Below are 22,656 nucleotides of genomic sequence, written 5' to 3' on the forward strand. Positions count from 1 at the left end.
GCAAGCGCCAGCGACCAGCGCCGGGCGATCAGCGCCCGCGACCAGCGGCGGCGACCAGCGCCGGCGGAACTGGGGCCGGCGCGGCGCGGCGGGCAGCGCGTCAACGGCCGGAAGCGACCCCCGGCTTACAGCAACGGAGGGCCGGTTCAGCCGTACGGGGGATGTTGAGGGAGGTGCGTAACCCCCTGGTGAGGGCGTCGTTGAGTCTGATGTCGGAGCGCTGGTCAAGCGCGGCGACGGGAGACGGCCGATGCCCTGTCGGTCGAGGGGTGGCGGCGGGGCATCGTGCATAGAGGGGCCGGGCGTGTGAGGGGTGCGTCCGGCCCCTCCCCCTGCCCGAACCCCGGTCCGGCCCCTCCCCCTGCCCGAACCTCGGTCCGGCCCCTTCCCCTGCCCGGACCTTGCCACCGACCCCCGGCGCAGCCCGGGCAATCGGGTCAGGCGACCGGCATCGGGTCAGGCGACCGGCTGGGTGACGTTGGCCCGGACCCAGTCCACGATCGACTGGGTGGTCGCGCCCGGGGTGAAGATCTTCGCGACGCCGAGCTGCTCCAGCTCGGGGATGTCGGCGTCGGGGATGATGCCGCCGCCGAAGACCACGATGTCGGTGGCGTCGCGCTCGGCGAGCAGTTCGAGCACCCGCTTGAAGAGGGTCATGTGCGCGCCGGAGAGCACGGAGAGGCCGACGGCGTCGGCGTCCTCCTGGATCGCGGTCTCCACGATCTGCTCCGGCGTCTGGTGCAGCCCGGTGTAGATGACCTCCATGCCGGCGTCCCGCAGGGCACGCGCGACGACCTTCGCGCCCCGGTCGTGGCCGTCCAGGCCGGGCTTCGCGACGACGACCCGGATCCGAGAGCTCATCAGCGCACACCTTTCCCCGGCTACCGCACTCCTCGACTGAACGAACGGTAACCCGCCCGCACCGCGGCCGGAAACCCGGGCCGACCCCTACCCGCGATGGGAGTCCCATTAACGGCGGACCCGCCCGGCGGGAAGCCGGACGCCTCCGCCGAACGGTCACTGTGCGCGACGAACGGGCAGTTACCGGGCCACCCGACCGGCGGCACGAGCTATGACAAGGCCGGACGGAAACGGACAGAATGAAACCCCAATTCGGCGCTTCGGCTTGTGACAGGAGTGGCGGTTGGCTAACGTGTCCACGGTTGTCATCAAGTCCACGGACGGGTGATGACGCGGCCACCGGACGTTCAACCGAGCTTCACCGAACGGTCCGAGGTCGCATCGGATCCCCGACAACGGAGGGTATGCGTGCGCCAGCGCCTGTCGTCTGAGCCCGATAGATATCGCGGCCGTCGCCGCGTACCCACCCCCCCGCGGAGCCGCTACGCCGCGGTTGTCACCACCGCCTTCGTCGGAGCCGGCATCGTCGCCCTCGGCGCGAACGCCCTCCCGGACGCCAAGAGCGTCAGCCCGTCGGCTCTCGACGAGCTCCGGCAGGCCTCGGTCACCAGCCAGGAGGCCGCCGCCCGCGCCGAGTCCGCCGACGTCGCCTCGCGGAGCGGCCGCACCGACAAGGCCGCCGCCGAGCAGGACGTCTGGCTGCTTCCGCTGCACGGCTACGACTTCAACGGGCCCTACGGCATGCGCTGGGGCAAGCTGCACACCGGCATCGACCTGGTGGCGGCGGAGGGCACGCCCTACCTCGCGATCCACGACGGCACGGTCACCAAGGCCGGCTGGTTCGGCGGGTACGGCTACACGGTCATCGTCCAGCACGCCGACGGCAGCGAGGCCATCTACGGCCACTCCTCCGCGGTCAACGTGCGGGAGGGCCAGCAGGTGAAGGCCGGCGACCAGCTCGGCCTGGTGGGCAACACGGGCCACTCCTACGGCTCGCACCTGCACCTGGAGATCCATGTCAACGGGCAACCGCTGGACCCGGTGCCGTGGCTGGAGGATCGCGGAGTGGACATCAAGCTGCAAGTCGAGGCAATCTACGCCGATGTAGCCGCGTCCTGACGCTGCGTATCGCCCATTGACCGCCCGGATCAGTCGATCCGGGCGGTTTTCGTTGCGGCAAAGTCTGCCAGGTCACAGGTAGAAGTGTGAGCGGGAGCACACCCGTGCATGATCCTTTTCCGGCCTGAACCGCCCGGACGGGCACGAAGGCGGCGAGCAGCCACCGGTTGCCGGGTCCCACACCCGGAGCCCGTACCCGGCGACGGCGCGGCCGACACCAGTATTTCGAGGTCAACGTGCCCCTCGACTGATGAAGGTCCCCGTGCAGGAAGACAACTCCCGCCAGAACGAGAACACCTCGGACGCCCCCGCCCGGCACCGGCGCAAGCATCCGGTCCGGCGCACCACATACCTGGCCGTCGGCGCGGTCGCGCTGGTCGCTCTCGGCCTCGGCGGCGTCTCCGTCGTCACCGCCGACCACGGCACCCCGGACCCGGCCGCCGCCGTCGATCTGGAGGCCGAGGCGCGTGCCGAGGCCGCTGCCCGCGCCGACCGCGCGGCCCGCGGGTCGACCGCGCCGGTCACCCCGTCCGCCACCCCGGCCAGCCCGTCGCCGAGCCCGAGCACGGCCAGCCCGAAACCGACGAAGACCGCCGCCGCGAAGCCCAGGCCGAAGAAGGTGGCCAAGCCGAAGCCCAGCTGGGTCATCCCGATGAAGGGCGCCACCATCACCTCCTGCTACGGGCAGCGGTGGGGCACCCTGCACGCCGGCATCGACTTCGCGATGCCCGCGGGGACCCCGATCCACGCCGCCTTCGCGGGCACGGTGGTCAAGGCCGGGGACGCCGGCGACGGGTACGGCAACTCGGTCTTCATCGACCACCACAACGGCTACCTGACCCACTACGCGCACCAGAGCCGGCTGATCGTCAGCGTCGGCGACCGGGTGAGCGCCGGCCAGGTCATCGGCTACGAGGGCGCCACCGGCGACGCCACCGGCCCGCACCTGCACTTCGAGGTGCACCAGGGCCAGATGTGGAACCAGATCGACCCGGCGCCGTTCCTGCGCGCCCGGGGCATCGGCGTGGCCTGCTGACCGCACCGGCACGACAACGGCCCGGCCCGGCGTCCCGCCGGGCCGGGCCGTGTCAGAGCTTGTCGATCGGGGCGTGCCGGAGCACCAGCCACATGGTCTGGTCGCCGAAGTCGATCTGCGCCCGGGCGCCCGGCCCGTGCCCCTCGACGGCCAGCACCCGACCCAACCCGTAGCGCTGGTGGTTGACCCGGTCCCCCGCCGCCACCTTCGGGGCCTGCTTCAGCTCACTGGCCGTGGACAGCCGGCTGGCGTCCACCCCGAGCCGCTTGGCGAGCTGGGTCGCCTTGGGCGTACCCCCGGTGAAGCCGGCCCGCCCGCCGGGCGCGCGGTCCGCGCGGCCGCCGACGCCGCCGCCCCCGCCGGCCCACGAGGTGTACGACCCCTCGGTCCGCTCCCAGCGGACCAGGTCCGGCGGCAGCTCCTCGAGGAAGCGCGACGGCGGGTTGTACGCGGGCGCGCCCCAGGCCGACCGGGTGACCGCCCGGGACAGGTAGAGCCGTTGCCGGGCGCGGGTGATGCCCACGTACGCGAGCCGGCGCTCCTCCTCCAGCTCCCGGGTGTCGCCCAGCGAGCGCAGGTGGGGGAAGACGCCGTCCTCCAGGCCGGTCAGGAAGACCACCGGGAACTCCAGGCCCTTCGCGGTGTGCAGCGTCATCAGGGTGACCACACCCTGATGGTCCGGGTCGTCGGCGGGGATCTGGTCGGCGTCGGCGACCAGCGCCACCTGCTCCAGGAAGCCCGCCACGGTGGCCCGCTCGTCCTCGGCGCCCAGCGCCTCGATCCGCTCGGTGTATTCCCGGGCGACGCTGACCAGCTCCTGGAGGTTGTCCACCCGGCCGGCGTCCTGCGGGTCGAGGCTCTCCTCCAGCTCGCTCAGGTAGCCCGAGCGGGTCAGCAGCGCCTCCAACACCTCCTCCGGGGTGCCGGTGTCGGCCAGCTCGCGGGCGCCGTCGAGGAGGGCGACGAACTCGGCGATGCCGTTGGCGGCCCGGGTGGAGATCCCCGGGGCGTCCTTGGCCCGGCGCAGTGCCGCGCCGAAGGAGATCCGGTCCCGGCCCGCCAGCGCCTCGACGCACGCCTCGGCCCGGTCGCCGATGCCCCGGCGCGGGGTGTTCAAGATCCGGCGCACGCTGACCGTGTCGTCGGGGTTGACCACGGCGCGCAGGTAGGCCAGCGCGTCCCGGACCTCCTTGCGCTCGTAGAAGCGCACCCCGCCGACGACCTTGTACGGCAGGCCGACCCGGATGAACACCTCCTCGAAGACGCGGGACATCGCGTTGGTGCGGTAGAAGACCGCCACGTCGGCGGGGCGGGTGTCCCCCTCGTCGACCAGCCGGTCGATCTCCCGGGCCACCCAGTCGGCCTCGGCGTGCTCGGTGTCGGCGACGTACCCGACGATCTGCTCGCCGGCCCCCGCGTCGCTCCACAGCCGCTTGGGCTTGCGGGAGGTGTTCCGGTCGATCACCGCGTTGGCCGCGTTGAGAATGGTCTGGGTGGAGCGGTAGTTCTGCTCCAGCAGGATCGTCCGGGCGTCGGTGAAGTCGCGCTCGAACTCGAGGATGTTGCGGATGGTCGCGCCGCGGAACGCGTAGATCGACTGGTCGGCGTCGCCGACCACGCAGAGCTCGGCCGGCGGGAGCCCGTCGGTGCCGGAGACCAGCTCCTTGATCAGCACGTACTGGGCGTGGTTGGTGTCCTGGTACTCGTCGACGAGGACGTGCCGGAACCGGCGCCGGTAGCTCTCCGCCACGTGCGGGTGGGACTGGAGCAGGTGCACGGTCGTCATGATCAGGTCGTCGAAGTCCAGCGCGTGCGCCTCGCGCAGCCGCCGCTGGTAGAGCGTGTAGGCCTCGGCCAGGGCGCGCTCGTTGGGCCCCTTGGCCCGGCCGGCGAACTCCTCCGGGTCGACCAGCTCATTTTTGAGGTTGGAGACCTGGGCGGCCAGGCCGCGCGCCGGGTAGCGCTTCGGGTCGAGGTCCAGCTCGCGGGTGACGAGCTGCATCAGCCGGCGGGAGTCGTCCGCGTCGTAGATCGAGAAGGTCGACTTCAGGCCGGCGTGCTCGTGCTCGGCGCGCAGGATCCGGACGCAGGCCGAGTGGAAGGTCGACACCCACATGAGCCGGGCGCGCGGGCCGACCAGGGCGGCCACCCGCTCCTTCATCTCGCCGGCCGCCTTGTTGGTGAAGGTGATCGCGATGATCTCGCCCGGGTGCACGTCCCGCGCGGCGAGCAGGTACGCGATCCGGTTGGTCAGCACCCGGGTCTTGCCGGAGCCGGCGCCGGCCACGATGAGCAGCGGCGAGCCGGCGTGGGTGACCGCGTCCCGCTGCGGCCCGTTCAGCCCGTCGAGGAGGGCCTCCGGGCCCGGTCGGGCACCCGGTGACCCCGCCCCACGCCGCAGCGCCGCACCGGCCGTCACACGGCCCGGAGCGCCGCCCACCGGTGGCGGGGCGGAAGGAGGGCCGGCGTCGTCGTGCGGCGCGGGCTCGGGCGGGGACGCGGGGATGTCGAAGAGAGGATGCATCGCACGGCGAGTCTATGCCGCGCGCCGGACAGTTCCCGACCGCGCGGCCCCGACGGGACCGAGGAGTCACATCCCACCAGTTGGCGGCTTTCCTTGCGCACCCCGCCCGCGGGTCGGCATACTCGACGGCGTGTTCGATCAGCGCTTCTACTTTTACTACGGCACCGGGAGTCCGGCAGCCGTAGGTCGCGCCTGATCACAGACCTGCAAAGCCCCGGGCTCGGAGAGCCCGGGGCTTTTTCGTCCCGGGATCCGGGCACCGGGCCCGAGACCCGAGAGGGACGACGATGATGACTGACGTGGTGGAGTCCAGCGGCAGCCTGGCGCGGCCCGGCCGGACCGACGGCACCGCGCCGACCGGGGCGGCGGCGGCCCGCACCGGCACCGGCACCGGCACCGGCACCGACGACTCGGCGGCCGCCGAGCGGATCGTGGCCATCCGGGAGCGGATCGACGAGATCGACCGCACCCTCATCGCGCTCTGGCAGGAGCGGGCGGCGCTGTCGCAGGAGGTCGGGGCCACCCGGATGGCGTCCGGCGGCACCCGGCTCGTGCTCTCCCGTGAGCGGGAGATCCTGGAGCGGTTCCGGCAGGCGCTCGGCGCGGACGGCACCCAGTTGGCGTTGCTGCTGCTGCGCGCCGGCCGCGGCCCCCTGTGAACCGCGGCGCCGGTCGCCGGCGTCGGACCGGGCGCGGCGCCGGCGCGGCCGGGCCGGAGCCGACCCCCGGACCGTCCGTACCCGCCCGCACCGACCCCGGATACGACGGACCGCCTGCCGGCGTCAGCGTGACGCCGGCAGGCGGTCCGGGTTGACTCAGGCCGCCTCGTGGGTCGGCACGATCTCCCGCCGCTCGGCGAAGTGGCAGGCGCTCGGGTGGTCCGAGCCGCGCCGGATCTGGAGCAGCGGCACCTCCTGGGCGCAGACCTCCTGCGCCTTCCAGCACCGGGTGCGGAACCGGCAGCCCGAGGGCGGGCTGACCGGGGAGGGGACGTCACCGGTGAGCCGGATGATCGCCTTGTTGTCCCGCAGCGTCGGGTCCGGCACCGGCACCGCCGACAGCAGCGCCTGGGTGTACGGGTGCGTCGGGCGCTCGTAGATCTCGTCCTCGGTGCCGACCTCCACCATCTTGCCGAGGTACATCACCGCGACCCGGTCGGAGAGGTGGCGCACGACCGACAGGTCGTGGGCGATGAAGACGTACGACAGCCCGAACTCCGCCTGGAGCTTCTCCAGCAGGTTCATCACCTGAGCCTGGATGGAGACGTCCAGGGCGGACACCGGCTCGTCACAGACGATGACCTCCGGCCGCAGGGCCAGCGCCCGGGCGATGCCGATGCGCTGCCGCTGGCCGCCGGAGAACTGGTGCGGGTAGCGGTTGATGTGCTCCGGGTTCAGCCCGACCAGGTCGAGCAGCTCCTTGACCTTGCCGCGCCGGCTGCCGCGCGGGGCCGCCTCGGGGTGGATCTCGAACGGCTCGCCGATCAGGTCACCCACCGTCATCCGGGGGTTCAGCGAGGTGTACGGGTCCTGCATCACCAGCTGGATCTGCCGGCGCAGGCGCCGCAGCGCCCCACCGGAGAGCTTGGAGATGTCCTGGCCCTTGTAGAGCACCTGGCCGGCGGTCGGCTTCTCCAGGTTCATCAGGACCCGGGCGAGGGTCGACTTGCCACAGCCGGACTCGCCCACGACGCCGAGGGTCTCGCCGGCCTTCAGGTCGAAGGAGACGCCGTCGACGGCCTTGACGTGACCGATGGTCTTCTTGAACACCACGCCCCGGGTCACGGGGTAGTGCTTGACCAGGTCACGGACCTCGATGATGTTCTCAGTCACGGCTCACGAGCTCCTCGGCGAAGTGGCAGGCGCTGGCCCGACCGCTGCCGATCTGCAGCAGCGGAGGCACCTTCTCCCGGCACACCGGCTGCGCCATGGGGCAGCGCGGGTTGAACGGGCAGCCCGGCGGGATGTTCATCAGGTTCGGCGGGAGCCCCTTGATCGTCCGGAGCTCCTGACCCTTCTCGTCCATCCGCGGGATCGAGTTGAGCAGGCCGAGCGTGTACGGGTGCGCCGGCTTGGCGTACAGCTCGTACACGTCGGCTTCCTCGACGATCCGGCCGGCGTACATGACCGCGATCCGGTCCGCGACGTCGGCGACGACGCCGAGGTCGTGGGTGATCAGGATCATGCCCATCCGCCGCTCCCGCTGGAGTTCACCGAGCAGGTCCATGATCTGGGCCTGCACGGTCACGTCCAGGGCGGTGGTCGGCTCGTCGGCGATCAGCACCTCGGGGTCGAGCGCGAGCGACATGGCGATCATCGCGCGCTGCCGCATGCCGCCGGAGAACTGGTGCGGGTAGTTGCTGTACCGGCCCTTGGCGTTGGGGATCTTCACCTGGTCGAGCATCTCGATCGAGCGCTTCTTGGCGTCCGCGCGGCTCATGCCGCGGCGGATGCGGAACTGCTCGGCGATCTGGAAGCCGACGGTGAAAACCGGGTTGAGGGCGGAGAGCGAGTCCTGGAAGATCATCGCAATGCCCTCGCCCCGGATCCGACGCCGCTGCTCGGCGGACATCTTGAGCATGTCCTTGCCGTGGAAGCGGACCTGGCCACCGGTGACGAAGCCGGGCGGGGTGTCGAGGATGCCCATGATGGTCTGCGCGGTGACGCTCTTGCCGGAGCCGGACTCGCCAAGCACGGCGAGGGTCTCCCCCGCGTTGACGTGGTACGTCACCCCGTTGATGACCTTGGCGACCCCGTCCCGGGTACGGAACTCCACCCGGAGGTCGTCGACCTCGAGCAACCGGCCGGCGGGGCGGCCGGATCCGTCGGCGCCCGGCACGGACTGCTCGGACACGAGAATGTCGGACAACTCAGTTCCCCTATCGGAGCTTCGGGTCGAGGGCCTCGCGGACCGCCTCACCGAGCATCACGAAGCTCAGCACGGCGGTGACGAGGAACGCGGCCGGGAAGAACAGCAGGAACGGCGAGACCCGGATGTAGTTCTGCGCCTCGCTGATCATGATGCCCCAGGACACCACGGGGGTCTTCAGGCCGATACCCAGGAAGGAGAGCGTGGCCTCGGCGCCGATGAACGAGCCGACCATGATCGTGCCGTAGACCAGCAGCGGTGCCAGGCAGTTCGGCAGCAGGTGCTTGAGGATGATCCGCCCCGTGCTGGCACCCATGGCCCGGGCCGCGATGATGTAGTCGGCCTCCTTGGTGGCCAGCACCGAGGACCGCATCAGCCGCATCACGACCGGCCAGGTCAGCACGGTCAGCGAAAGGATCACCAGGCCCATGATCGTCCACTCACCGTTGTCGGTGCCCGACCCGTTGAAGGTGGTCAGGATGACGATCGAGCCGAGCACGAACGGCAGGCCGAAGAAGATGTCCGCGATCCGCGAGAGCAGCGCGTCCACCCAGCCGCCGCGGTAGCCGGCGATGATGCCCATCGCGCCGCCGATCAGCAGGGTGAGGATGGTCGACAGCAGAGCCACCACGATGGACGCGCGGGCGCCGTAGATGGTCCGGGCGAACACGTCCCGGCCCTGCACGTCGTAACCGAACCAGGCCGACGAGGAGGGCTCGACCCGGCTGCGGGCCAGGTCGCCGTTGACGGCGTCGCCGGAGGTGAACACGAACGGGACGGCGGCCATCACCACGAACAGCACGATGAAGGCCGCGGAGATCCAGAACAGCGGCTTGCGGCGCAGGTCCTGCCAGGCGTCACCGAGCAGGCTGCGCGGCTTCTGCTCCTTCTGGGCGCTCTCCGGGAGGCCGGCGTCGACCGGCGCGCCGGAACCGGCCTCGGTCGGCATGTGCGCCGGCGGCGTCGAGACGATCGACGCGGTACTCGGGTCACTCATGCCCGCACCTCGCTACGCTCGGCGCGGGCGGGACCGCCCGCGCACCCTGCCTTGCTGATTCGTTCGCTGCGGTCACTCATAGCGGATCCTCGGGTCCAGGGCGGCGTAGAGCAGGTCCACCAGCAGGTTCATCACGAGATAGACGAGCACCAGGACCACCACGATGCCGACAACGGTAGCGCTCTCCTTCGTGACGATCGAGCGGAGAACCTGGCGGCCGATGCCGTTGATGCCGAAGATGCCCTCGGTGATGATGGCGCCGCCCATCAGGGCGCCGAGGTCGGTGCCGAGCAGGGTGACCACGGGGATCAGGGAGTTGCGAAGCAGGTGCACGCCGACCACCCGGCGCATGGGGAGGCCCTTGGCGATGGCGGTGCGGACGTAGTCGGCGCGCCGGTTCTCGGCGATGCTGGTGCGCGCCACCCGGGCGATGTACGCCATCGAGGCGCTACCGAGCACGAAGCCGGGCACGATCAGCTCGGACATGCGCATCTCGCCGGAGACCGTCGGGTGGATGATCCCCCACTTGACGCCGAGCAGCCACTGCAGCAGGAAGCCGATGACGAAGACCGGCAGCGCGATCAGGAACAGGGTGGAGATCAGGACCAGGTTGTCCAGGAAGCCGTTGCGCCGGAGACCGGTCAGCACGCCCGCGCCGAGACCGATCACGGCCTCGATGGTGAGCGCGACCACCGCCAGCTTCAGGGTGTTGGGGTACGACGTCATGATGATGTCGCTGATCTCCCGGCCACTGTACGTGATGCCGAAATCACCCTGGAAAAGGTTCTTCATGTAGCTGGCGTACTGCACCCAGATCGACTGGTCGAGGTGGTACTTCTCGGTCATCATCGCCCGGAAGTTGTCGGGGCAACCGCGGTCGCCGCACTTGCCGGCGAAGGGGTCGCCCGGCACCTTCCAGACGAGCCAGTAGATCAGGAAAGTCGTGCCGATGAAGACCGGCACGAGTTGCAGCAGCCGTCTCAAGAGATAACGGCCCATGGGGTGGTCCTCCAGACAGGGGGCGCGTCGGACGGCCGACACGGTGGTGACAAACGTGCGAGGGGTTTGTTGTACACCCCCTCGCGGAACGGCCCCGGGTCGGGCTCACCGGTAGGCGAGCCCGACCCGGGGTCAGACCGTTCGGATCAGAGCTCGACCGAGGTGATGTCGAGTTCGCCGACGTTGGTCAGCTCCATCTTCTTGATCTTCTCGGAGTGGCCGGACTGCTGGCCACCGAAGTAGATCGGCATCGACGGAACGTCCTGGTCGATGAGCTTGACGGCCTCGGCGAACTTCTTGTGCGACTCGTCGAGGCTGGGGGCCGACGAGGCCTCCTTGGCAAGGGCGTCGACCTGCGGGTTGCTGTAGAGACCGTCGTTCGAGGAGCCACCCTTGACGTAGAGCGGGTTGATCCAGTTCTCCACGTCCGGGTAGTCCTGCTGCCAACCGGCACGGTAGGCACCGGTCATCTTGTGGTTGTTGATGTTGGCCCGGAAGACCGCGAAGGTCGGCACGCCGACGGCGACCGCGTCGATGCCCAGGTTGGTCTTGATCTGCTGGGCGACGGCCTCCATCCACTCCTTGTGGCTGGCGTCCGCGTTGTACGACAGGGTCAGCTTGCCGGTGAAGCCACCGGCCTCCTGCAGGAGCTGCTTCGCCAGGTTCACGTCGAACTTGCAGGCGGTGCAGTTGCCCGGCTCGGCGCCCGGGGTCAGCGGGTTGGCCCAGCTGTCGGCCGGCTTGCGGTTACCGAAGAAGATCTTGTCGGTGATCTGCTGCCGGTCGATGGCGTGCGAGATCGCGGCCCGGAGCTTCGGGTTCTTGAACTTCGGGTCGTAGATCGGGAAGGCGATGATGCCGGTCGACGGGGTGGTCGACGCGATCGCCCGGTCACCCAGGTCGGTCTTCCACTTGTCACCGGCCAGCGAGGAGACCGGAACCTGCTGCTGGAAGTCCAGGTTGCCGGAGACCAGGTCGCTGTAGGCGGCCGTGTCGTCCTGGTAGATCTTGACGGTGACGTCCTTGATCTTCATCTTGTCGCGCAGGTTGTAGTCGTCGAAGCGGGTGAGCTTGATCTCGACGTCGTCCTGCCAGGACACGAGCTTGACCGGGCCGTTACCGATCGGCTTCTTGCCGAACTCCTCGGGCTTCTGCGAGAAGAAGGCGTCCGGCAGCGGCATGAAGGCGCTGTAGCCGAGCTTGGTCGGGAACACGGCGGTCGGCGCGGAGAGCGTGACCTCGAAGTTCCAGTCGTCGACGACCTTCAGGCCGGACATCTCCTTGACCTTCGGCTCCGGGGCCTTCTTCGGGCCGTCCGGGCCGTCCGGGTCCTCGGTGTAGGTGTCCGCGAAGCCCTGGATGTCGGCGAAGAAGCTGGCGTTCTGCGCGCCGTTCGGGCCGTACGCAGCCCAGTTCCAGGCCTTGACGAAGTTCTCGGCCTTGACGGTGCTGCCGTCGTGGAACTTGGTGTTCTGCTTGATCTTGATCTTGAAGACCTTGGAGTCGCTCGTCTCGATCGACTCGGCGAGCGCGTTCTGCGGCGCGCCACCGTTGTTGGGGTACTCGACCAGGCCGGTCCACATCCAGTCGATGATCTTGCCGCCACCGGTCTCGGTGGTGTTCGCCGGAACCAGGGGGTTCTCCGGCTGGGTGCCGTCGATGACGATGGCGCCGTCCGCGCTGGCGCCGGCGTCGCCACCATCATTGTCGCCGCTGGAGCAGCCGGACGCGATGAGCGCGAATGCCGCGCCCACCGCGAGCGCGCCGCTCGCCCGCTTCGAGACTCTCATTCCGAGGGGCCTCCTCTTTCTAACCTGGTTCCGTCGTGGGTTTCACGCACGTGTGGGGGGTGACGCCACCGCCGGCCCGAACCGCAGGCCGCCGGTGTACCGCAGGGAAATCGGGACACCCCCAGGGGCACCGATCCGCCGGGCACCGCATCCTCGGTGAACGTCACCGCGCAGGGTCGACAGCCACGCGGCGTCACGCGGAGGCAGCGTCACGTGGTCGGCAGGCCCGACGGGGTGCCCCACACCGGGGGTGAGGTGCTGCCACTGTGACACCCACCAGCCCTTTCCGTGAAGGTGCCGTTATCAAGACGTTAGTTGGCCGGCATGTTGCCGATACTTGAAAAAAGATCATGAAAGGGGCCGGTCGTACCGCCGCGAACCGGCAGGACAGCGCCACTCCGGGGCGACTCCGGACGCGTAGGCTGAGGTGCTGTGAGCTTCCCGCCCTCCGCTCCGCCCCTTCCCGACGTACGGCGGACCCTCGCGGTTTTTGCCCATCCGGATGATGTGGACTTCGGCTGTGCGGGCACCGTCGCCCGCTGGGTGGACGAGGGCGTCGAGGTGGCGTACCTGATTGTCACCCGGGGTGACTCCGGCGGCTTCGACGAGACCCCGCGCGAGCAGATGCCCGCCCGGCGCGAGGCCGAACAGCGGGCCGCCGCCGCCGCGGTCGGCGTACGCCGGGTCGACTTCCTCGACGGCCACCACGACGGCACCCTGACGGCCAGCCTGGAGCTGCGCCGCCAGATCACCGCGGCGATCCGCCGGTTCCGGCCGGACCGGGTGCTGACCAGCTCACCGCTGCGCCGTTGGGAGCAGCTCGCCGGCCCGAGTCACCCCGATCACCTGGCCGTCGGCGAGGCCACCACCTGCGCGGTCTATCCCGACTCGCGGAACCGCTTCGCGTTCCCCGAGCTGCTGGACGCGGGACTGGCGCCCTGGGTGGTGCGGGAGATCTGGTACGCCGGCGGCCCCGGCCCGGACCACGTGGTCGACGTGACCGACCAGCTCGACCGCCGGATCGCCGCGATGCGGGCGCACCGCTCCCAGACCGCGCACCTGGACGTGCCGACCTGGGTCCGGGACCGGCTCACGACCATGGCGGACAACGCCGGCCTCCCGGCCGGCCGGCTGGCCGAGGCGTTCACCGTGCTGCGCACCGAGTAAGGGCGTCGACCGGTAGCGATCAGCGGTCGGGTACGCCGCCGCTCAGACCAACCGGCGGTCGGCCGCCCAGCGGGACAGCTCGTACCGGTTGGACATCTGGAGCTTGCGCAGCACGTTGGAGACGTGCGTCTCGACCGTCTTTATCGAGATGAACAGCTCCTTGGCGATCTCCTTGTACGCGTACCCTCGGGCCAGCAGCCGCAGCACCTCGCGCTCCCGGTTGGTGAGCTGGTCCAGTTCCGGGTCGGCGACCGGGGCGTCCGGGCGGGCCGCGAAGGCGTCCAGCACGAACCCGGCCAGCCGGGGGCTGAAGACCGCGTCCCCGTCGGCCACCCGGCGGATCGCGTCGGTCAGCTCGTCCGGCGAGATGGTCTTCGTGACGTACCCCCGGGCACCGGCCCGGATCAGCCCGATCACGTCCTCGGCCGCGTCGGAGACGCTCAGCGCCAGGAACCGCACCTGCGGGTGGGTACGGCGCATCGCCTCCAGCACCGCCCGGCCGCCGCCGTCCGGCATGTGCACGTCGAGCAGCACCACGTCGGGCTGGGTGGCCGCGATCCGGCTGACCGCCTCGGCCACCGTGCTCGCTTCCCCCACCACCTCGACGTGCGTGCCGAGTTCCGCGCGTACCCCCGCCCGGAACATGGCGTGGTCGTCGACGAGGAAGACCCGCAGCCGTCCGTCCCGCGCCGCCAGGTCGACCGGTTCCTGCTCGGCCATGGTCATTTGTCCCTTTCCGCTGTGGAGCCGTTGCCGCTGATCGGCAGGATCAGCCGGACCTCGGTCCCCTCCCCCGGCTCGGACCGGATCTCCGCCCGACCGCCGTGCCGCTTCATCCGCCCGATGATCGAACCCCGGACGCCGTGCCGGTGGTCCTCCACGGTATCCGGGTCGAAGCCCTTGCCCCGGTCCCGGACGAAGACACTGACCTGGTCGGGCTCCACCTCGGCGTAGAGCGAGACGGTGCGCACCTCGGCGTGCCGGGCCGCGTTGACCAGCGCCTCCCGGGCCGCCGCGACCAGCGCGCCGACCCGCTCGTCGGTCTCCCGGTCGCCCACCACCACCGCCTCGACGGTGATCGCGAAGGTGTCCTCCACCTCGGCGGCGGCCTGCTCCAGCGCGGCGGCGAGCCGCTCGGTGGGCGAGGCGGTCGGCTTGTAGAGCCAGTTCCGCAGTGACCGTTCCTGACCGCGGGCCAGCCGCTGCACCGTCTTGACGTCGCTGGCGTTGCGCTGGATCAGCGCCAGGGTGTGCAGCACCTGGTCGTGCACCATGGCGGCCAGCTCGGCCCGCTCCTGCTCCCGGATGCGCCCCTCGCGCTCTGAGCGGAGCTGGTTCCAGGTGCGCCACAGCACCGGGCCGGTCACCACGCCGACCCCGGCCAGGCCGACCAGCGCGAAGATCACGCCGTTGAGGATCGCGTCGAAGTTCTGTGCCGGGGAGTAGACCGCCGCGACGCCGATGATCCCGACGGCCACGAGCAGCCCGCCGCCGATGAACCGGAGCACGAACGCCCGCCGGTCGCTCTCCTCCACGACCGCGCCCAGCCAGGGCACCGGCACGGTGTCGCCCCACTGGCGGCGGCGCTCCGGTGCGGACTGGTGCCAGATCACGCCGGCACCGACCGCGATGATCGCGACGAGCCAGCCGGCCGTGCCGGCCGCGCCCACCGAGTGGAAGGCGAGCACCTGGATCATCAGCACGCCCAGCCCGATGGCGACGAACGGCAGCAGCTGGCCGAGGTCCCGGCGGGGCGGCAGGGCGGTGTCGCCCGGCCGGGGCGGCACGACCGCCCAGAACGCGGCGTACAGCAGCAACCCGAGGCCGTTCAGGCCGAGCAGCACCATGAAGGCGATCCGGACCCGGAGCACCGAGATGCCGAGGTGCTCGGCGAGGCCGGCGGCCACCCCGGCGGCCAGCCGGTGCTCGGTGGCCCGGTAGAGGCGCCGCGGTTGCGGGGTGACGGTGCTGCTGATCGGAGGCTCCCGGGTCGGGGTGACGGGTGATGCGGGCCGGTCTGCACCGGCGCCGTCCCGATCGTCACACGCGCCGGCCCGCCGCGACCACGGGGACGCCCCCGACATTCGCCGGCCCCGGATCTCAGGGTGGCGTCAGGGTCGGGTCCGGAGGTCGTTCGGGCGGCCGGCGCAGCAGGATCTACAGCATGAGCGAGGACGCCGCCCGTCCGCCCCAGCCCGGGGCGGCAGCACAGGACGGGACACCACCACCCCCACCGGGGCCGGCACCCACCACCGCCGGCCCTTCGGCAGCGCCGCCACCCGGGGCGCAGACCGCCGGTTCCGCGCCGTTCCCCGGCCCGCCGCCGGCCGGGTACGCTCCGCCACCCGGCGGCGCCGGCTTCACGTCCCGGTACGGGCTGGTCCGCCCGCGCGACGGCCGGTACCTGGCCGGGGTCTGCGCGGCGATCGGCCGGGCCACGAACACCGACCCGGTGCTCTGGCGGGTGCTCCTCGCGGTGCTGGGCTTCTTCGGCGGGATCGGCATCCTGGTGTACGTCACCGCCTGGCTGATCATCCCCGGGGAGGGCGACACCGCCTCCCCCGTGGAGTCGATGCTCGGCCGCGGCCGGTCCAGCATGTCCCCGGTCACCGTGATCGTGCTCAGCATCGTGGTCGCCGTCGGCTTCGGGTACGTCGTCACCAACGCGTTCCGGGCGATCCTGCTCGGCGCGGTGATCCTGATCGGCGGCGCGCTGATGCTCAACCGGGACGCCCGCGGCCCCGGCGCCGGACAGCCCGCGCCCGCCGGGCCCGGCCCGGTGCCGCCGGCCGCCCCCACCCCGCCCGCCGCCACCTGGCCCGGGCCGTCCCCGGCCCCGCCGGCGGGAGCGGCGACCCCGGACCCCTGGGCGCCGCCCGCCGCCGCGCAGCCGGCCTGGTCGACGCCCGCCGCCGGGCCGGACCCGACCGTCGCCACGGCCACCTCCGGGCCGCCCGCCGCTGCGCCGGCCGGCCACGACCCCGGCACCGCCCAGCCGGCCTGGTCCGGCTCCGCACCCACCGCCCCGCAGCCGGCCTGGTCGGCCGGCGGGTACCCGGAGTCGACGCCGGTGTCCGGTGGCCGGACCGGCACCACCTGGCCGGCCGCCGGCACCCCGGGCTGGCCGGGGGCGCCGACCATCGGCGCACCGGTCGGGGAGCCGGTGGCCGTGCCGGCCCCGGCGGGCGCGCCGCTGCCACCGGGCGGCTACCGGCCGCCTTTCGCGCCGCGCGGCCCGTACGCGGGACCGACGCCCCCGGCGCCGGCGCCCCCGGCCCGGCCGGCCCGCGCCCCGAAGCGACCGAAGGAGCGTTCCGCGCTCGGCCCGGTGACCTTCTCGCTGATCTTCCTGGCGCTCGGCGTGGTGGGCGTGCTCGACCTGATGGACGTCTTCCCGGTGGGCGCCGCCGGCTACTTCGCCGCCGCGCTGGCCACCATCGGCCTCGGGCTGCTGGTGGGCACCTGGTTCGGCCGGGCCCGCTGGCTGATCGCGCTCGGCCTGGTGACCGCGGTGGCGCTCGGCTTCGCCACCGTGGCCGAGTCCTACGACCGGGTACGCGGCATCGACGGCGACGTCACCTGGGCCCCGGTCGACTTCCAGGACCTGGCCACCCGCTACGAGAACAACTTCGGCGACGCGGTGCTGGACCTGCGCGCGATCGACTTCGACAAGAAGGACACCCAGGTGACGGTGGCAGTCAACTTCGGTGAGGTCACCGTGGTCGTACCGCCGAAGGTCGACGTCACCACGGTGGCCGACGTGAACGCCGGCGACGCCACGGTCTTCGGCCGGCGCACGGGCGGGCTGAACGGACGCCAGTGGGACAGCACCGACCTCGGCGCCGACGGCCGTGGCGGCGGCACCCTGCGGCTGATCGTCCACGTCAACGCCGGCAACCTGGAGGTGACCCGGTGAAGGCCCACCGCACCGATCTCGTGTCGTTCGCGTTCGGGCTGGTCTTCCTGGCCCTCGCCGTCTGGTGGCTGCTCGCCCAGATCCTCGGGCTCAACCTGCCCCCGGTCGGCTGGTTCCTGGCCGGCGCGCTCATCCTCATCGGCCTGCTCGGCCTGATCGGGGCGCTGCGCTCCGGGCGGCACGCCGGGAACGGCACCGCACCGCAGCCGGTGACCACCGTCGCGGCGCCGTACGAGGACCCGGCGCCGACCAGCGGCGTCACCGGCGGGGTGGAGGCTGACGAGTGGCCCGGGACGGCCGTCACCGACGACCTCGCCCCGGCCCGGGAGGACCGCCCCTACGGGGACGAGCCGCGCTGGTCCCCGACCCTGCCGGCCGAGGAGAGCCCTGCGACCCGCGAACTGCCCGTCACCACCGGTCCGGCGGGCGAGGACGCGCCCGCGACCCGCGAACTGCCCCTCAGCGGCGGCCCGACCGGCGAGGAGGTCGCGACCCGCGAACTGCCCGCGCCCGGGGACGACGCGCCCGCGACGCGGGAACTGCCCGCCGTGGACGGGCCGGCGGGCGCGGCGCGTACCGGTGGGGACGAGTCGGACTCCGGGGAGCGCCGGCCCGGGTGAACACGCGGTGCGGCGGCGCGTCGGTGCCGCCTATGCTGGCCGGTGGAGGTTCCGCCTCCGCCGGCCGGCCCCGCCGGCGCCCCGGCCGCGGCCGGCGCGTCAATCGCCGGGCCCCGGTCCGCGGCCCGGTTGCCAGGTCGCCGTGGCGGTCCAACCGCGTTCTGTCGTCACCGGAGTCAGGAGCCCGTCCGACATGACCCAGTCCCCCGCCGTGCGCGTCCCCGGCCTGTCCGGTCCGGCCCGCCTCGGCGAGCGCGCCGCCCGTACCCTCGTCTCCGAGCTGGCCCGGCGCAATGACTCGAAGGCCGGCCTGGTGGTCGGCGCGACCCCCGACTCCGCGGTGCTCGCCGCGGCGATCGACGCGCTGCTTCCCGGCGACCGGCTCACCGTCGTGCCGGCCGAGGGCACCGCCCCGGCAGTGCTCCGCGAGCACGTCACGGCCCAGGGCCGGTGGGTCGCCGACCGGGTACGGGTGGTCGACACCATCGCCGAGGCGGACGCCGCCGAGGTGGTCATCGCCGCCGAACCGTTCACCGGCACCGCCGACGAGGCCCGCGGCACCGTCGACGGCCTCACCAAGTACCTGACCGACGGCGCCGTGCTGAGCGTGGCCGCACCGGTGTTCCGCACCGAGGGCGCCGCCGCCGAACTGGACCGGCAGGGCGTGCTGAACGGCGTCCGCACCGACCTGGTGCTGCGCAACTCCCCGCCGGTGCGGGTGCACCACCTCCGCTTCACCCCGGCCGGCGCCGCGCTGGCCGGGCAACTCGCCCCGGCGTACCGGCCGTCGAGCGTGCCGCTGACCCGGGGCATGCACATCGACTCCAACGGGGTCGCCGCGGCCGGCATCAGCCTCGGGCTGGCCGTGCTGGCCCGGGCCGCCCGGCCGAAGTCGAAGCTCTGGCTGCTCCCGGCGCTGGCCGCCGCGCCGGTGGCCGCGTTCTTCCGGGACCCGGAGCGGGACGTTCCGGAGGACCCGTCGGCCGTGGTCGCCGCCGCGGACGGCCAGGTCCTCTCGGTGCAGCGGCTGCACGACGAGCGTTTCGGCGACGGGGAGTGGCTGCGCGTCGCGGTCTTCCTGTCCGTGCTCGACGTGCACGTCAACCGCTCACCGGTGGCCGGCAAGGTGGTCGACTACTTCGTGGCCGACGGTGGTTTCGTCAACGCGATGAAGCCGGACGCCGAGCACAACGTGGCCGCGTACACGGTGCTCGACACCGAGCACGGCACCGTGGTGGTCGCGCAGCGGACCGGGCTGATCGCCCGGCGCATCGTGCAGCGGGCGCCGGTCGGGGCGCTGCTGGCCCGGGGTGAGCGGTTCGGGCTGATCCGGTTCGGCTCGCGTACCGACGTCTACCTGCCGGCGGACGCGGCGGAGCCGCTGGTCGGACCGGGCGACAAGGTGGTCGGCGGCGCCACGGTGATCGCCCGCTGGCGCTGAACGGGCAGATCAGAAAGGGGCGCCGCTCGTCGCGGCGCCCCTTTCTGCTGCTCTCGGCTCCGGTCGGTCCGGGTGCCCGCTGCGCTCGGCGCGGGTCCGGCCCGGCGGCGCCGCCGGTCAGGCCCGGCGCTGGTGCAGCCAGAGGACCGGGCCGCTGACCAGGTAGCCCACCACCACGAGGGCGAAGGTGATCCGGATGTCGACCAGCGCGCCGACCACCGGGGCCAGCCAGAGCCACGGCGGCAGCTTCACCAGCCGGGCCAGCTTCGCGTACGGGAAGCTGGAGACCATGGCGAAGGCGAGCAGGGCCACCCCGGCGACCATCACCAGGCCGGAGACCGGCAGCCCGATCGCCACGGTGAGGGCCAGCACGGCCGCCGCCATGGTGGTCGGTACGCCGCAGAAGAACCGGCCGTCCTTGGGCGAGACGTTGAACCGGGCGAGCCGGATCGCGGCGCAGCCGGCGACGAGCGCGCAGGCCACCGCGGCGGCCGCCGGCGGCACCGAGCCGGCCAGCGAGGCGTAGACCACGACCGGGGCGGCCAGGCCGAACGAGCACATGTCGGCCAGCGAGTCCATCTGGGCGCCGAACGGGCTGGCGACGCCGAGCTTGCGGGCCAGCGCGCCGTCCAGGCCGTCGAACGCGACGCAGGCGATCAGGCAGAGCGCCGCGGTGCGCACGTCGCCCTGCATGGCCAGGAAGATCGCCAGCATGCCGAGCATGAGGCTGCTCAGGGTGCAGGCGTTGACCAGGGCGAACTTGGCCCGGCGGGCGGCGGACCGCTCGCCCGGCAGCAGCGGGATCGACATCGCCGAGCCCTCGTCGACCGGGGTGCTCGGGGCGAGCGCCGGGCTGACCGGCATCACCGCCTCGACCTCGGCGTCGAACCGGCCGTACCGGCGCCGCTGGCGGTCGTTCCATCGGTGGTCCGGGGTGACCAGGTCGGTGCCGGGGGCGGTGGCCCCGTCCCGACGGCCCACCCGGACCAGCAGCACCTGGCGGGCGAACGTGCTGCTGCGGCGCAACCTGCCCGCCCAGCGACGCCCTGCGGGGCGCGGACTGTCAGTCGTACGACGCCGGCGCCATGGGGCTCTCGGCACGTTTCCTCCATCACCGGATCGGGTTACCGCCAGGGGGCGGGTGTCCGGCTGTCTCGTGCCGGACCTCTCGAGTCCGGCAGCCCTTTTTGCGGAGTACACCATTGCACAGGGGATAGGGGCTTGGCGATAGCTGCCGGCGGTACTTATAACATCCTTAACCGCGCGAACCGCTCAGTTATTCCCATCTCGGGCTCCATCGCCCGTTTTCGTCCACCCGTCCTAACTCAGACTGTACCGGAGCCGGCCCATCCTGGTCGGGTGAGCGGGTGCTACCTGCCCCGTTGTCCGGTTGCCCGGGCCGCCACGTCCGTCATCGGCAGGCCGCCGACCTGCTCCGGCGCGAACCAGGCGGCCTTCGCCGTGGAGCCACCGGCGAGTTCCGTCACCACGGCCTCGGTGGGGGCGTCGACGTGCACCCGGTAGATCACCCGGACGCCGTGCCAGTCCAGCGGGCGCCCCTCCGGCCCGAGCGCGGCCGGGTTGTGCAGGTTGTCCACGGCGAGCAACTCGACCACCCGGCCGAGCTGGCCGGCCTCCTCGACCAACTCGCGGAGCAGCCCGGCCGCGGGCTGCTCACCGTGGTCGGTGCCGCCGCCGGGCAGATGCCACCGGCCGGCTCCCGGGTAGCCGTCGGCGATCATGGTGAGCAGCACCCGGCCGGCCGGGTCGGTGACCAGCCCGTACGCGCCGAAGCGCTGCCGGCGGTCGGCGGACGGCCCGGCCGGGTCGACGGGCAGCCCACGGGGCAGGTCGGCCGGCAGCGGGGAGACCGGCAGGCCGAGCAGCTCGGCGGTGAACGGCATCAGCGGCCGCGCGGCGGCCTCCTCCGGGGTGAACCAGCCCACCTCGTCGGTACCGCCGTCCGGCTCGGGCCGCAGCCGCCCGCCGCGCGCCTCGACCTCGAAGATCAGCCGGTCCGTGTGCATCGCGACGTGCTCGGCGCGGAACGCGGCCACGTCGGCGATCGCGGCCCGGATCGCGCCGCGCCCGACGGTCAGCCCGGTCTCCTCGCCGAACTCGCGTACCAGCGCGTCGGCCGGGTGCTCCGCGTGCTCGACGCCGCCACCGGGCAACTGCCACACCCCCGGGTACGGGCAGCACGCCGCGCCGCGCGCCAGCAGCACCCGCCCGTGACCGTCCCGCAGCACCCCGTACGCGCCGATCCGCCGCCGCTGCTCCACCGCAACCCACTCCCGCCCGCTCGACGCGGCGGCCGGCGCTCCGTGGCGCCGCCCGGTCCGCCGATCATGAACCTATTGCCGCCGGGGCACGCGCGTCCCGGCAACCACGTCATGATCGCCGCTGGCGGGCGAGCGCGGCGGGCGGGGGTGGGCAGCAGTGGGTCAGAGGAGGTGGGCGGCGTGGACGGCTTCGGCGGTGACCTCGGTGAGGCGGTCGGTGGGGAGGGCGCCGAGTTCCTCGCGGCGGAACCAGCGGGCCTCGCAGGTGGAGCCGCCGACGTCGGCCACGGTGGGCGGGGCCGGCTGGTCCACCACGACCCGGTAGAAGGCGCGTACGCCGTGCCAGTCGATCGGGTAGCCCTCGGGGCCCAGCGAGGCGGCGTCCCGGTGACTGGCCACCCCGAGCAGCTCGACCAGCCGGCCGGTCTGGCCGGTCTCCTCGACCAGTTCCCGGATCAGCGCGGCAGCGGGCTGCTCGCCGTAGTCGGTGCCGCCCCCGGGCAGGTGCCAGCAGCCGGCACCCGGGTACCCGTCGGAGACCCGGGTGAGCAGCACCCGCTCCTCCGGATCGGTCACCACGGCGTACGCGGCGAAGCGCTGGGCCCGGTGCAGCCCGTCGGGGCCGGGGACGGCGTAGAACGAGGGGAACTCCGGCACCTCCTCCGGGACGATGTCGTCGGTGGAGGTGGGTAGCCCGAGGGCGCGCGCGGTGAACGACCGCAGCGGCAGCTCCCGGGCCTCGTCGACGGTGAACCAGCGGGCCAGGTCGGTGGGCCGGTCGACCCGGTCGGTGAGCGTCCCGCCCCGCACCGAGACCGTGTAGAGCAGGCGGTCGGTGTGGATGGTGATGCCCCGGTCGGGCAGCGCCCGCATGTCGGCGAGCACATCCCGGAGGCCGGACACGGCGACCGAGAGGCCGGTCTCCGCCGCGGTCTCCCGTACGACGGTGTGGTTCGGGTCCTCTCCGTGGTCGACCGCCCCACCGGGCAGCGACCAGGTGCCGGGGGTGCCGGAGCGCTCCGCTGCGCGGACCAGC

18 protein-coding genes and 1 pseudogene are annotated in these 22,656 nt (G+C 72.5%); 7 read left to right on the forward strand and 12 right to left on the reverse strand.

The window, feature by feature from the left end; translation table 11 throughout:
• Positions 1-456: 456 nt before the first annotated feature.
• A complete protein-coding gene (locus LQ51_RS30930; protein ID WP_046571890.1) occupies positions 457-861 on the reverse strand; it encodes a cobalamin B12-binding domain-containing protein in 405 nt (134 codons plus the stop codon).
• Between the two features lie 408 nt (positions 862-1,269).
• Here LQ51_RS30930 and LQ51_RS30935 point away from each other — a divergent pair, with 408 nt between their 5' ends.
• Both LQ51_RS30935 and LQ51_RS30940 read left to right on the forward strand, forming a co-directional pair.
• Positions 1,270-1,980 (forward strand): M23 family metallopeptidase, encoded by a 711-nt coding sequence (locus LQ51_RS30935; protein WP_046571892.1) that lies wholly within the window; start codon positions 1,270-1,272, stop codon positions 1,978-1,980.
• Positions 1,981-2,230: 250 nt separating this feature from the next.
• Positions 2,231-3,016 carry a M23 family metallopeptidase gene (locus LQ51_RS30940; protein ID WP_046571894.1) on the forward strand — a complete coding sequence of 262 codons (786 nt, stop codon included), beginning with the start codon at positions 2,231-2,233 and terminating at the stop codon, positions 3,014-3,016.
• 52 nt (positions 3,017-3,068) lie between these two features.
• Here the strand turns inward: LQ51_RS30940 and pcrA are convergent, their stop codons facing one another.
• A complete protein-coding gene (pcrA, locus tag LQ51_RS30945; protein ID WP_046571896.1) occupies positions 3,069-5,540 on the reverse strand; it encodes a DNA helicase PcrA in 2,472 nt (823 codons plus the stop codon).
• A gap of 287 nt (positions 5,541-5,827) precedes the next feature.
• On the opposite strand from pcrA, the gene LQ51_RS30950 reads away from it, so the two are divergent.
• Entirely contained in the window at positions 5,828-6,199 is a 372-nt protein-coding gene (locus LQ51_RS30950) for a chorismate mutase (protein ID WP_046571898.1), read from the forward strand.
• A gap of 156 nt (positions 6,200-6,355) precedes the next feature.
• On the opposite strand, the gene LQ51_RS30955 is transcribed toward LQ51_RS30950, so the two are convergent.
• The 5 genes from LQ51_RS30955 to LQ51_RS30975 all read right to left on the reverse strand — a co-directional run bounded on the left by LQ51_RS30955 (position 6,356) and on the right by LQ51_RS30975 (position 12,194).
• Positions 6,356-7,372: an ABC transporter ATP-binding protein gene (locus LQ51_RS30955; protein ID WP_046571899.1), complete on the reverse strand. Its 1,017-nt coding sequence runs from the start codon at positions 7,370-7,372 to the stop codon at positions 6,356-6,358.
• Positions 7,365-8,393: an ABC transporter ATP-binding protein gene (locus LQ51_RS30960; RefSeq protein WP_046571901.1), complete on the reverse strand. Its 1,029-nt coding sequence runs from the start codon at positions 8,391-8,393 to the stop codon at positions 7,365-7,367. Before LQ51_RS30960 ends, LQ51_RS30955 begins: the two co-directional genes overlap by 8 nt.
• A gap of 25 nt (positions 8,394-8,418) precedes the next feature.
• On the reverse strand, positions 8,419-9,405 hold the full coding sequence (locus LQ51_RS30965; protein ID WP_046571903.1) for an ABC transporter permease: 987 nt from the start codon (positions 9,403-9,405) through the stop codon (positions 8,419-8,421).
• A gap of 72 nt (positions 9,406-9,477) precedes the next feature.
• Positions 9,478-10,404, reverse strand: coding sequence for an ABC transporter permease (locus tag LQ51_RS30970; RefSeq protein ID WP_046571905.1), 927 nt, complete (start codon positions 10,402-10,404; stop codon positions 9,478-9,480).
• A gap of 146 nt (positions 10,405-10,550) precedes the next feature.
• Positions 10,551-12,194, reverse strand: coding sequence for a peptide ABC transporter substrate-binding protein (locus tag LQ51_RS30975; RefSeq protein ID WP_046571907.1), 1,644 nt, complete (start codon positions 12,192-12,194; stop codon positions 10,551-10,553).
• Positions 12,195-12,626: 432 nt separating this feature from the next.
• On the opposite strand from LQ51_RS30975, the gene LQ51_RS30980 reads away from it, so the two are divergent.
• A complete protein-coding gene (locus LQ51_RS30980; protein ID WP_046571909.1) occupies positions 12,627-13,361 on the forward strand; it encodes a PIG-L deacetylase family protein in 735 nt (244 codons plus the stop codon).
• Between the two features lie 42 nt (positions 13,362-13,403).
• On the opposite strand, the gene LQ51_RS30985 is transcribed toward LQ51_RS30980, so the two are convergent.
• The gene (locus tag LQ51_RS30985) at positions 13,404-14,081 is read right to left on the reverse strand and encodes a response regulator (protein WP_046571925.1); all 678 of its coding nucleotides are present in this window, start codon (positions 14,079-14,081) and stop codon (positions 13,404-13,406) included.
• A gap of 2 nt (positions 14,082-14,083) precedes the next feature.
• On the reverse strand, positions 14,084-15,445 hold the full coding sequence (locus LQ51_RS30990; RefSeq protein ID WP_255352282.1) for an ATP-binding protein: 1,362 nt from the start codon (positions 15,443-15,445) through the stop codon (positions 14,084-14,086).
• A gap of 80 nt (positions 15,446-15,525) precedes the next feature.
• Between LQ51_RS30990 and LQ51_RS30995 the strand changes: the two genes are divergently transcribed.
• From LQ51_RS30995 to LQ51_RS31005, 3 genes and pseudogenes are all read left to right on the forward strand, one after another.
• Positions 15,526-17,277, forward strand: coding sequence for a PspC domain-containing protein (locus tag LQ51_RS30995; RefSeq protein ID WP_046571910.1), 1,752 nt, complete (start codon positions 15,526-15,528; stop codon positions 17,275-17,277).
• Positions 17,274-17,457 (forward strand): annotated as a pseudogene (locus LQ51_RS34690) (hypothetical protein); the annotation flags it as partial. The gene LQ51_RS30995 and the pseudogene LQ51_RS34690, both read left to right, overlap by 4 nt.
• A 633-nt stretch (positions 17,458-18,090) precedes the next feature.
• Positions 18,091-19,338, forward strand: coding sequence for a phosphatidylserine decarboxylase (locus LQ51_RS31005; RefSeq protein ID WP_046571912.1), 1,248 nt, complete (start codon positions 18,091-18,093; stop codon positions 19,336-19,338).
• A 117-nt stretch (positions 19,339-19,455) separates the two neighbouring features.
• Here the strand turns inward: LQ51_RS31005 and LQ51_RS31010 are convergent, their stop codons facing one another.
• The 3 genes from LQ51_RS31010 to LQ51_RS31020 form a co-directional block, all read right to left on the reverse strand.
• Entirely contained in the window at positions 19,456-20,364 is a 909-nt protein-coding gene (locus tag LQ51_RS31010; protein ID WP_046571914.1) for a CDP-alcohol phosphatidyltransferase family protein, read from the reverse strand.
• 344 nt (positions 20,365-20,708) lie between these two features.
• A complete protein-coding gene (locus LQ51_RS31015) occupies positions 20,709-21,620 on the reverse strand; it encodes an NUDIX hydrolase (protein ID WP_046571917.1) in 912 nt (303 codons plus the stop codon).
• Positions 21,621-21,782: 162 nt separating this feature from the next.
• A complete protein-coding gene (locus LQ51_RS31020) occupies positions 21,783-22,655 on the reverse strand; it encodes an NUDIX hydrolase (RefSeq protein WP_231605949.1) in 873 nt (290 codons plus the stop codon).
• Position 22,656: the final 1 nt, after the last annotated feature.

It is taken from the genome of Micromonospora sp. HK10 (genome assembly GCF_000982955.1).
GTDB lineage: Bacteria > Actinomycetota > Actinomycetes > Mycobacteriales > Micromonosporaceae > Micromonospora.

Bases quoted from the DNA above. Each gene is read 5' to 3' on its own strand.
- LQ51_RS30950 (WP_046571898.1), top strand. From the start codon at position 5,828: ATGATGACTGACGTGGTGGAGTCCAGCGGCAGCCTGGCGCGGCCCGGC.
- LQ51_RS30990 (WP_255352282.1), bottom strand. From the start codon at position 15,445: ATGTCGGGGGCGTCCCCGTGGTCGCGGCGGGCCGGCGCGTGTGACGAT.
- LQ51_RS30995 (WP_046571910.1), top strand. From the start codon at position 15,526: ATGAGCGAGGACGCCGCCCGTCCGCCCCAGCCCGGGGCGGCAGCACAG.
- pcrA (WP_046571896.1), bottom strand. From the start codon at position 5,540: ATGCATCCTCTCTTCGACATCCCCGCGTCCCCGCCCGAGCCCGCGCCG.
- LQ51_RS30985 (WP_046571925.1), bottom strand. From the start codon at position 14,081: ATGGCCGAGCAGGAACCGGTCGACCTGGCGGCGCGGGACGGACGGCTG.
- LQ51_RS30940 (WP_046571894.1), top strand. From the start codon at position 2,231: ATGAAGGTCCCCGTGCAGGAAGACAACTCCCGCCAGAACGAGAACACC.
- LQ51_RS30970 (WP_046571905.1), bottom strand. From the start codon at position 10,404: ATGGGCCGTTATCTCTTGAGACGGCTGCTGCAACTCGTGCCGGTCTTC.
- LQ51_RS30975 (WP_046571907.1), bottom strand. From the start codon at position 12,194: ATGAGAGTCTCGAAGCGGGCGAGCGGCGCGCTCGCGGTGGGCGCGGCA.
- LQ51_RS30965 (WP_046571903.1), bottom strand. From the start codon at position 9,405: ATGAGTGACCCGAGTACCGCGTCGATCGTCTCGACGCCGCCGGCGCAC.
- LQ51_RS30930 (WP_046571890.1), bottom strand. From the start codon at position 861: ATGAGCTCTCGGATCCGGGTCGTCGTCGCGAAGCCCGGCCTGGACGGC.
- LQ51_RS31005 (WP_046571912.1), top strand. From the start codon at position 18,091: ATGACCCAGTCCCCCGCCGTGCGCGTCCCCGGCCTGTCCGGTCCGGCC.